A 10572-nucleotide genomic window follows, 5' to 3' on the forward strand; every position below is an offset into this window, starting at 1 on the left:
GGATATTTCTACTCATAAATTTAGCTAAAACTTAATTAACCTGAACTCTGGTTAAGAGATTTACTAACGCATTGAATTATGGTGATATTTAAATTTATTTTCTCTAGCCAGAGATTTTCTGTGATAACAAGGCGAATTTACGCGTCAATAGCAGCGGGCCTATTGCAAATAAATTCAACGCAGTTAGCGCTGAAAATAGCGGCTTGAGATAGATTTATTATCCAGCGTTCAGGTTAATTACTCAAATAAGACTAAAACTTGATCTAGATAAAGTGCAATGAAAGTAAATGGAACTAAAATAATACTGACTAAATAATGACTAAAAGGTATAAAAATGAACCAAATAGTTTCAGATCTAATGACGTCAGATCCATTGGCAGTAAGTGCAGATCACACCTTGCATGATGCACATAACTTGATGAAAGAAAAAAACATTCGCCATATTCCTGTAATTAATGAAAATGGTGAACTAGTTGGTATGCTGACCCAAAAAATCATGATAGCCAAAGTAATGGGTATTTTAACAACCTACGGCGAAAATGCGCTTAAACGCAAAGAAAAACAAACAAAAGTAGAAGACATCATGGTTACTGACTTTGTAAGCGTAACACCTACGCAACCACTGCGTGATGTTGTCACTTTTTTTGTTGAAAATAGACACGGCTGCATGCCGGTAATTGATGAGCAAAATAAATTAGTCGGCATCTTAACATCATCAGATTTTGTAAGACTTGCAGCTGCCCTATTATCTTAACGAAACCATACTTAATGTTCGCTAGTAAATATTTACAGAAAATGGCGCACTAAATATGACTTATTTTTCAAATAAGTCATATTTACCTTAACTAGGGCGTGTTGACCTTTGTGGATTAAAATTTGTTCTTCCTAGGAGCAGCGTCTGTATGGCATTAATGCTGCGTTATCGTCTATTTATGGGGAATAACAACACTACATAGGCTCTACCTTGCCTAAAAACCAAACAGACTGCTGCAAATTCAACCTTGAAAGGTCAACAGACCCTAATAAAAAACCAGTAGCCTTTTGTTGCGATATTAATTTATCGCTCCTTGTATTTAGCCTATAAAATAAATAGCAGCTAAAGAATAAATAAAGTTTGCCGATAATAAAGGTACACTTATGTAAAAATAGATGCACGAAACATAACAAGCATCTATCGACACTTATTTTATTTTTTAACATGGTAAATATTATGGAAAATATGCGGATTTCAAATACAGCACCTAATATCGATTTATACACTAAAGGGCTCGCATCATCGAACAAGTCACCCCAGCAATTACTGTCACAAAAAGCAGTAACCGCAAGTTCCCAAGTTAATATATCAGCAGAGGGGCAAGATAAGCTCAGACAAGAAACGTCGGCTGATGAAAAACAAGTAAGTTCGTTAAGCACTCAAGAATCAATTGCAAATGATAAAGATAAGTTAGGTGGAAATATAATTAAGCAACTTAACGACAAAGACGCAGAAGCTGTGAGCAAGGGTGAAAGCACTGAACCAAAAACACCTATTGATGAGCTTATTGAACAAAAGAAAAAAGAAATAGAAGCCTTAGAGCTCCAATTAGACGAGCTAGTTGATGATGGTTCTGAACAAGTTGCTGAACAGAAAAAGGCACTTCAAAATCAACTCGTTGAACTAAATGGCCAATTACTCATATTAATGGAAGAAAAACTGAAACTGGAAAAAGATAACTAAATTAAATCGTTAGCTATCTTCAATTTATTCAGTGCTGCTGTTTTTTAGAGTCGATGTTAGTTAAAACGCCTAATTTGACCATGCCGAAAGATTTATAAACTAACAAATAATAATGCATATTTTATATCTTGCTAAAAACCAGCTTCGCTCCTATAGTCAGCAAATTATCACTCCCTTATTTTGAACCCATTTATCTATGAAAACCTCTGCCCCTGCTAGCGTTTTTGGCACTTTACTCGGTTATGCGCTCGGTAACGTGGCTGTTTACTCATCTGATTACGATACCGCTGACGAAGGCACTTACCCTAATCGTAGTGCCTATCGCAGTTATCTTGATGGTATTTACATGGGCTATAAATGGCAATGTGTTGAGTTTGCACGCCGCTGGATGTATCTCAATCATGGTTATATTTTTGACGATATAGCCATGGCATATGATATTTTTGAGCTTCGTTCTGTGCGCGATGTAAGCAGCCAAAATAGGCTACCGTTAAACGCATTTAAAAATGGTGCTAAACATCATCCTCAAGTAGGTAGTTTACTAATTTGGGAAGAAGGCGGTGAGTTTGAAGAAACAGGCCATGTGGCAGTCGTTGTTGAAGTGCATGAAGATAAAATACGTCTTGCTGAGCAAAATGTCGGACATCAAATATGGCCAAAAGATCAAAGCTGGTGCCGCGAGCTAAAAGCAAAAGTAACCAAAGATGGCGACTACTGGATTGAATGCTCGTACAGTGATGCCACTATTTTAGGTTGGATGACACAAACGGATAAAACAGAATACGCTGAACCGACATCTGAGCTAAACAAAGATTTATTTACAATAGAAGCCCATAAAGCAGCCGATACAGGGCAAGCAAACAAGTCATGGTTAAATATTGCGAATGACGATGAAGCTGCTTATGTAGAAATGATGCAAGGTCATAAATTAACCTCGGTAGATGAGGATCAACATAATTACTTTGCGATATCTCAAACGACGCAACAAACTATAGAGCATGCAACAAATGAACTCCACGGCTTGTTTATGCACGCTACTGATTATGTATTGCAGCACCCTGAACTATTAAAAAAGTTTAATTTACCCGATGTAGTGCTTAGTAAAATTCGCCAATCGTGGGATAACCGCTTAAATCAGTTAATTACCAGTCGATTTGACTTTGCTTTGACCACTGCGGGTTTAAAAGTTTACGAATACAATTGTGATTCGGCATCATGCTATATGGAAAGTGGTAAAATTCAGGGTAAATGGGGCAAACATTTTGGTGTTAAAACCGGTGTAGATGCAGGCCAAAGTTTATTTAAAGACTTAGTAAAAGCATGGCGTAAAAGTGAGGTAAAAGGCCTTGTTCATATCCTACAAGACGACGAGCCAGAAGAGCATTACCACGCATTATTTATGAAAGAAGCCATTGAAGCCGCTGGCTTTGAATGTAAATTAGTAATTGGCTTAAGCACACTTCGCTGGAATGAATCAGGTAACATAGTAGATGCCGATGGTGCACAATTGAGTTATGTGTGGAAAACGTGGTCTTGGGAAACCGCACTTGATCAAATTCGTGAGGAGTGCGAGGCCGACCAGTCATTAGCTGATAATTTTGAACCACAACTTCAAGCGGGTGAAACTCCGCGTTTAGCCGATGTATTACTGCGTAAAAATGTTATGGTATTTGAACCTCTGTGGACATTGATCCCCAGTAATAAAGCAATCTTGCCAATACTGTGGAGTCTATTTCCTAATCATAAATATTTACTTAATACCGCGTTTGAGCTTAACGACGAGTTATTACAAACCGGTTACGTGGTTAAACCCATTGTTGGCCGATGCGGTGCTAATATTCAGCTTGTAGATGAACAGCAGCAAATTATAGAAAAAACGGTTGGGCACTTTGCATCGCAAGATCAAATATACCAACAGTTATTTGCACTGCCTAAAGTTGATGATTACTTTGTACAAATATGTAGCTTCACAGCCGCAGGTAAATACTCAGGCGGTGGCGTACGCGTTGATAAAAGTATGATCATCAACGGTCATAGCGACTGTATGGCACTGCGTATCAAATAATTAGGCGCTAAGCCCGCAGAATATACGGGTTTAAATTTATTAAAATACAACAAACTAAGGCGTCCTTATGGCGAATCAATTTAATGTACTCGGTACTCGTTTAAAGTTATGTTGCGGAAATGGCGGTTACACGCGCGAAGGCTTTTGCTATGTACCAGAATCAGATCTTGGCAATCACAGTGTATGCGCAATTATGACCGACGAATTTTTACAGTTCTCTAAATCGCAAGGTAATGATTTGGTTAGCCCTAACCCTCTTTACGATTTTGATGGCTTGAAAGCGGGTGATAAATGGTGTCTATGTGCGGTGCGATGGCTCCATGCTATTGCTGCTAATGTTGCACCGCCTGTGGTGCTTGAAGCCACAAATAAAAAAGCATTAGAAATAATCTCACTCGATGTTTTAAAAGCACATGAATATATAACTCAAATTTAAAATACACCTAAAGCGTAATCAAAATAAAGTCTGCAAGTTTTACAAATATATGCAGACTTTTCAAAAATAAAAGCCATTCATACCAACCAAACTCCTGCAAAAAAACATAACAACTTGAACTTAAAGCACTTTTAAAGTTTTGATGTTTCGGCGTAGTCTTTGCATCACTAAGACTAGTGATATTTATTATGTAGCGAATACACATAGTAATATTAAATATTTAAGCAGGAGGAATTATGAGTAACAGTAACGAATCAAGCAAAATAGCTAAATTTACCGCACCGGGTATGAGTAATGAATCAGCTGAAAAAACAATAGCGACTCTCGATAACCGCATGGTCGCATTAATAGATTTACAACTTACTTTAAAGCATATTCACTGGAATGTAGTTGGTCCTAACTTTATTGGCGTACACGAAATGCTAGACCCTCAGGTGGATGTTGTACGCGAAATGACTGATACCATAGCAGAGCGCATTGCAACACTTGGCGGCGTACCAGTAGGCACCCCAAAATCAATTGTCGATCGTCGCACATGGAATGAATACTCAATGGGTAAAGGCTTAGTGACAGAACATTTAGGTGCACTCAATGAAGTCTATAATGGCATTAACGCCGATCACAGAAAAGCCATTGAGACGCTTTCTGAGTTAGATCCTGTTTCAGAAGACATGATCACCAGCCAACTTGCTGAATTAGAGCAGTTTCAATGGTTTATACGTGCACATTTAGAGTCATCAACCGGTGAGCTAAATAGCTAATCTAGACACTCCAAAGCAAATTAATCTCTATAAACAATAAACTCTAAGCCCAATATCTAATATGTTGGGCTTTTTCTGCTATAAAATAACCTATTCACAAAGCAATTGTTATTCAACAATGGATGTGATTTTGATTCACGACTACTTCCTTGAACTACGCCCACTTTAAATGCCAAAAAGTGAATTTATATTGCGTAAAATTTTCTTTTTTCTAACTATACTTATTTTAATATTAAATTTACTATCAAAACCTTATGACTATTAGTAGGAAAAACTGAAGTGCTGTCGCGTTTATATAATTTCATGCCCGGTTTAAACACATTACTTAACTACGAACGTCAATGGTTTGCTGATGATGTAAGAGCTGCGCTATCGGTAGCTGCAGTCGCTTTACCTGTTGCAATTGCTTACGCACAACTAACCGGTGTTAACGCTGCTGTCGGATTATATTCTTGTATATTACCTATGATGTTCTATGCCCTTTTCGGCACCTCAAAACAATTAATAGTAGGCCCTGATGCTGCAACCTGTGCCGTTATAGCGGCCGTAGTGACACCACTTGCTGCGGGCGACAGCTTTAAACATTGGCAACTTGTAGTAACCATGACCGCTATGACCGGTTTTTGGTGTTTTATAGCCAGTAAATTTAAGCTCGGCGTACTCGCCGACTTTTTATCTAAACCTATCTTAATGGGCTTATTAAACGGTGTGGCCATCACTATTATTGTTGGTCAATTCTCAAAAGTATTTGGCTTTACGTTTGATGAACGCTACTTACTTGAGCGCCTAGGTGGTGTGCCAACTTATTTATCGCAAACACATGTTCCAACATTATTAATGGCACTTATCACCTTCGGCGTTTATTTTGCCATGAAGCGACTAAAACCAACATGGCCTTCTTCTATGTTCGCTATCGCTTTTGGCGCACTACTCGTGTGGATTTTTAATTTAAAACAGCTTGATATAAAAACCATTGGTACAGTTACAGGCGGGCTACCGGTTTTTAACACGCCAGCATTCGATTTAGGAATTATTCGTGAATTAGTTGTACCCGCACTTAACTTAGCTATCGTTAGTTTTGTAAGTATGATGCTAACTGCGCGCAGCTTTGCAGCTAAAAACGGCTACGACATAGACGCAGATAAAGAATTTAGAGCGTTAGGCATTGCCAATATAGCCTCAGCTCTTTCGCAAGGATTTGCTGTAAGTGGTGCCGATTCACGTACAGCAGTTAACGATGCAACAGGTGGTAAAACGCAGTTAGTATCAATAATCGCAGCCGCTATTATTGCTATAATAGCGATATTTTTAACAGCCCCACTTGAGTTTATTCCCAGTGCTGCACTGGGCGTTGTGCTCATTATTGCTTCAGTTCACTTACTCGATTTAAAAGCCGTTTGGCAACTAAAACGCAAAGACAAGCAAGCATTTTATCTCGCCTCAGCTACATTGCTTGCCGTGTTATTTATTGGCGTGATACCAGGGATCACACTCGCTGTATTATTGGGGTTATTTCAGTTTATTCGCACCGTAATGCGCCCAACCGACAACATACTCGGCGTAGATATTAACGGCGTAGTAAGAAGCTTAGACGCCACAGATAAAGCAAAATCGGTGCAAGGCGTATTTATCTATCGCTTTAATTCGCCCTTAACTTATTTTAATGCCAGCTACTTTAAACGCAGGTTACTAGAGCAATACGCAAGACAAAAAGACGACATTCAGTGTGTAATAATTGATGCCGTGCCCTGCTTTACTCACTTAGATTTAAGTGTAATGGCCATGCTTGCCGACCTAGACGTTATATTTAAAAAGCGCGATATAAGGCTTGAACTTGCAGGCAGGAAACGTCAATTACTTTCATGGTTTGAAATTGCAGGAATGACATCGGGAACAGCAGGCATCTATATTCATTCAGACTTATATATCGCCCTAAAAAGAAATAGCGTAAACCAGCATACACAAGAAGTTAGTTTGTTCGAATCAGACGAAAATAACGACCAGAATATTGACCTAAACCTGATGCGTAAACATTAACTATGACAGTATTTCAATGCGCCCTTCCGCCTTACATTTTAGCTTTGCATACTTTTCAGAAAGGTACATTAAAATCGCATCCTAATCGAACACACGATTTTCCCTATCAACAATAGCAGGTCTTTAGCGTTTGGGTTAATCGCTTTAAGCTCTTGTGTATGCTGTTCACCTTTTAAAATATCAAGAGGGACAAGTTTAAACGCCAGACCACCCTCTTCTAAAAAAGTGCAACCTTGATTGGATTAGGGAAATTGTGGAAATAAAATTTAATCATAAAGAACCCTTCAACAATTGAGCAACAATTAAGGCGTTTATTGAACACTTGCACCCTATTTAAAGCTAGCTAATTGATTTTTTTAGCACTAGTTGAGCGAATACTGTTCTCTACTATGTCCCTATAAAGTATATATAAAATTGTATTTATCTTAACTTTTGTATATAAAGTAAATTTGAATCTACGTTATAAATTAGTAACTAACGTATTAAAATATACAAACTAGGCGTTTCTTCAAAAAATTACTTCTTCAACAATCCAAATGGACATAAATAACTTATGTATATAAATCAAAAGCACATAAAAACAATTTTAATTGCCGCCGCTGCCGCTTCTACTTTAGCGGGCTGTGCCACTACATCATCAAAAGTCGTAGAAACACCTACGGTTGCTAGCTATAACACCACCTACACAGGAACAAAGAGTAAGTTGGTTGTTGGCCAATTTGTTAATCGCTCAAGCTTTCAAAACGGTATATTTTCATCTGGGCAAGACCGTCTAGGCAGCCAAGCAAAAACAACATTGATGAGCCACCTGCAACAGACAAATCGTTTTAGTGTTCTTGATCGCGATAACATGGCCGCACTTGCTGAAGAAGCAAAGCTAACGGGAGCAAAGCAAGTTATTAGCGGCGCAAAATTTGTGGTTACTGGTGACGTAACCGAGTTTGGTCGCAAAGCTATTGGCGACCGTCAACTATTTGGCCTACTTGGCAAAGGAAAATCACAAATCGCTTATGCTAAAGTTACATTAAACATTGTTGACGTGACTACATCAGAAGTCATTTATTCGGTGCAAGGCGCTGGTGAATACAGTTTATCTGAGCGTGAAGTAATCGGCTTTGGCAGCACAGCCTCATACGATGCAACATTAAACGGAAAAGTACTTGATTTAGCTATTCGCCAAGTAGTCAATAAACTTGTTACTGGCATTGAGTCTGGTCAATGGGGCAATAAATAATGAAAAGGTTATTCCCCCTTGCAGTCATATGTGCGGCACTTACAGGTTGTAACGCAACAAAAGAGCCCATCTATTACTATGGCGGATACAATACAGCGGTGTACGCATTTTTAAAAGCCGATTCAATAACCGTTGAAGAACAGATTAGCATGCTTGAGCAAACTATTGCAGACGCAACCAACAAAAATAAAGCTGTTGCACCTGGTCTACATGCTCACTTAGGTATGCTGTACTTTGAAGCAGGCAACTCCTCACAAGGTATAACTCATTTTGAAACTGAAAAGTCACTTTTTCCAGAATCAGTTCAGTACATCGACTTTCTTCTAAAATCAGCGCAAGGTGCTTAATATGTTTAACTTAAAATCTTGTATCACAGCGGTATTAGCGGTACTACTAGCTGGCTGTGTTTCGCTTCCACCAGCACATGACTACACTGCGTTTAAGCAAGCAGATCCTCATTCAATAATTATTTTGCCACCGCTTAATAATACTCCTGAGGTAATTGCACCCTATAGTGTAATGACGCAAATGGTAGCGCCTATTGCTGAGTCAGGTTTTTATGTTTTTCCTGTCGCTTTAGTTGAACAAACCTTCAAAGGAAATGGCCTTACCGTTGCAAGTGATGTACATCAAGTTCCCGTAGAAAAATTACATGAGATTTTTGGTGCAGATTCTGCACTTTATATCACTATTGAAGAATACGGCACCAACTACGTTGTCATTTCTAGCGAAACGGCAGTAACTGTTTCAGCTTCACTCGTCGATTTACGTACAGGTGATCAACTATGGCAAGGCAAAGCAAGAGCGTCTTCTGCTGAGCAACAAAATAATGGCGGTGGCGGCCTTATTGGTATGCTTGTTGTAGCTGCCATTAATCAAATTGCAGAAACAGTAACTGATAAAGGGTTTGAAATTGCAGCGATGACTTCAACACGCTTACTTTCGTCCGACACGTATAATGGTTTATTGTATGGTCCACGCTCGCCTAAATACGGTCAGCCAGCACCAAGTGAGAAAAAACAGTAATACTTGTAAAACTTAAATAGCAGAATAATGCAATTTTGTAGGTCAAATCATTAAGTGATTTGGCCTTTTTTATAAAAATAACAACTATAATTCAGAAAATTTATTTGTAGCTATAAAGGCACTATAACGAGAATGAATTTTTATATCTAACTGTTCTAAATAAAACTTTAACGACGTTATGGAGTAATTTAATTCCTTAAATTGTTCAAAAGCTTACGCAGATTGCTATTAAGTAGCTTTAATAAAAGCATGCTCCTTACCAAAGCAAAACTATATGCAAAAAGTATTGGTTAATTAAAACGAAGTACCTCAGCGGGCTTGTAGTAACCCCGCTGAAGTAATTAAAATTCAGTACCCACTTTATTTTAAAGGTATGTACTGCGTAAAGCTAAAAGCAATTTACTTAGTAATATATAAGGTTTAGCAAGTATTTATAAGGCTATAAATTACGCTTTAGAGACATTGCTAGCACCTGCGCTTTCAAGCACTTCTTCAATACTGTTTTTGTTGTCGCTGTTGTATTTGACACCAATTAGTATAGAGCCTTTTTCAATTGCATCCTCATAGAATTTGATTTCATGTTCAGGGATAAGAGCACCAATTGCGGCACCGAATGTACCACCGATAGCAGCCCCTGCGCCACCGGCTGCAAATGCGGCAACTAATGGTCCTGCTACTAACAATCCTGCACCGCCTGTAGCTACAGAGCCAACAGCAGTGAAACCGCCAATTATTGCAGCCAAAACACCGCCAGATGCAGCGCCAATCAAACCACCTTCAGCAGCTTTAGTACCTTCATCTACTGCAAAATCGTCCTTAGCATACGAGTTGTTTGCCACGATACTAATATCCGCTTCATTTACCCCTAATGCTTCTAATCTATAAATAGCTAATGTTGCTTGAGATGCATTTTCAAATAACCCAGTAATAACAGTACTCATAATAACTCCTTTATTAATTTAATTGATTACATAGGAATATAAGCAAATTACAAACCAAAAATAAAAGCACTATAAAACAAAGACTTAAAACAAAATTATAGAGCTGTAAAATTTTTATAAGTAAATATTGCTACAGCTTTGTAAAAAATTCACTTAACTCTCAACTTATGAAATTACCAAACAATAAACTTACTTAACCTGAACTCTGGTTAAGAGATTTATTAACGTATTGAATCGTGGTGATATTTAAATTTATTTTCTCTAGCCAGAGATTTTCAGTGAAAACAAGGCGAATTTACGCGTCAATAGCGGGCGGATGGCATGAAATTTAGTCGCCGATAGCGCGGTAGAGACC

General features: G+C 38.2%; 10 protein-coding genes. 9 read left to right on the forward strand and 1 reads right to left on the reverse strand.

From position 1 onward, the window contains the following. The first annotated feature begins 334 nt into the window (after positions 1 to 334). The 9 genes from CWB66_RS18420 (at position 335) to CWB66_RS18470 (ending at position 9276) form a co-directional block, all read left to right on the forward strand. Positions 335 to 754, forward strand: a complete 420-nt coding sequence (locus tag CWB66_RS18420) for a CBS domain-containing protein (protein WP_077535868.1) — start codon at positions 335 to 337, stop codon at positions 752 to 754. A gap of 456 nt (positions 755 to 1210) precedes the next feature. Beyond that, positions 1211 to 1717 carry a hypothetical protein gene (locus tag CWB66_RS18430; RefSeq protein ID WP_138586512.1) on the forward strand — a complete coding sequence of 169 codons (507 nt, stop codon included), beginning with the start codon at positions 1211 to 1213 and terminating at the stop codon, positions 1715 to 1717. 196 nt (positions 1718 to 1913) lie between these two features. Continuing rightward, positions 1914 to 3782 carry a bifunctional glutathionylspermidine amidase/synthase gene (gss, locus tag CWB66_RS18435; RefSeq protein WP_138586513.1) on the forward strand — a complete coding sequence of 623 codons (1869 nt, stop codon included), beginning with the start codon at positions 1914 to 1916 and terminating at the stop codon, positions 3780 to 3782. Between the two features lie 67 nt (positions 3783 to 3849). After that, the gene (locus tag CWB66_RS18440) at positions 3850 to 4218 is read left to right on the forward strand and encodes a DUF2237 family protein (protein ID WP_077535872.1); all 369 of its coding nucleotides are present in this window, start codon (positions 3850 to 3852) and stop codon (positions 4216 to 4218) included. Positions 4219 to 4454: 236 nt separating this feature from the next. Further along, the gene (gene dps, locus CWB66_RS18445) at positions 4455 to 4979 is read left to right on the forward strand and encodes a DNA starvation/stationary phase protection protein Dps (protein ID WP_077535873.1); all 525 of its coding nucleotides are present in this window, start codon (positions 4455 to 4457) and stop codon (positions 4977 to 4979) included. Positions 4980 to 5258: 279 nt separating this feature from the next. After that, positions 5259 to 7016 (forward strand): SulP family inorganic anion transporter, encoded by a 1758-nt coding sequence (locus CWB66_RS18450; protein ID WP_138586514.1) that lies wholly within the window; start codon positions 5259 to 5261, stop codon positions 7014 to 7016. Between the two features lie 553 nt (positions 7017 to 7569). Continuing rightward, positions 7570 to 8250: a CsgG/HfaB family protein gene (locus CWB66_RS18460; protein WP_138586515.1), complete on the forward strand. Its 681-nt coding sequence runs from the start codon at positions 7570 to 7572 to the stop codon at positions 8248 to 8250. Further along, a complete protein-coding gene (locus CWB66_RS18465; RefSeq protein ID WP_138586516.1) occupies positions 8250 to 8597 on the forward strand; it encodes a DUF4810 domain-containing protein in 348 nt (115 codons plus the stop codon). Before CWB66_RS18460 ends, CWB66_RS18465 begins: the two co-directional genes overlap by 1 nt. Position 8598: 1 nt before the next feature. Continuing rightward, the gene (locus CWB66_RS18470; protein WP_138586517.1) at positions 8599 to 9276 is read left to right on the forward strand and encodes a DUF799 domain-containing protein; all 678 of its coding nucleotides are present in this window, start codon (positions 8599 to 8601) and stop codon (positions 9274 to 9276) included. Between the two features lie 446 nt (positions 9277 to 9722). Here CWB66_RS18470 and CWB66_RS18475 read toward each other — a convergent pair whose 3' ends face one another. Beyond that, positions 9723 to 10217, reverse strand: coding sequence for a hypothetical protein (locus CWB66_RS18475; RefSeq protein WP_138586518.1), 495 nt, complete (start codon positions 10215 to 10217; stop codon positions 9723 to 9725). Positions 10218 to 10572 lie beyond the last annotated feature (355 nt).

It is taken from the genome of Pseudoalteromonas sp. S558 (assembly GCF_005886635.1).
GTDB classification, from domain to species: Bacteria; Pseudomonadota; Gammaproteobacteria; order Enterobacterales; family Alteromonadaceae; genus Pseudoalteromonas; species Pseudoalteromonas aliena.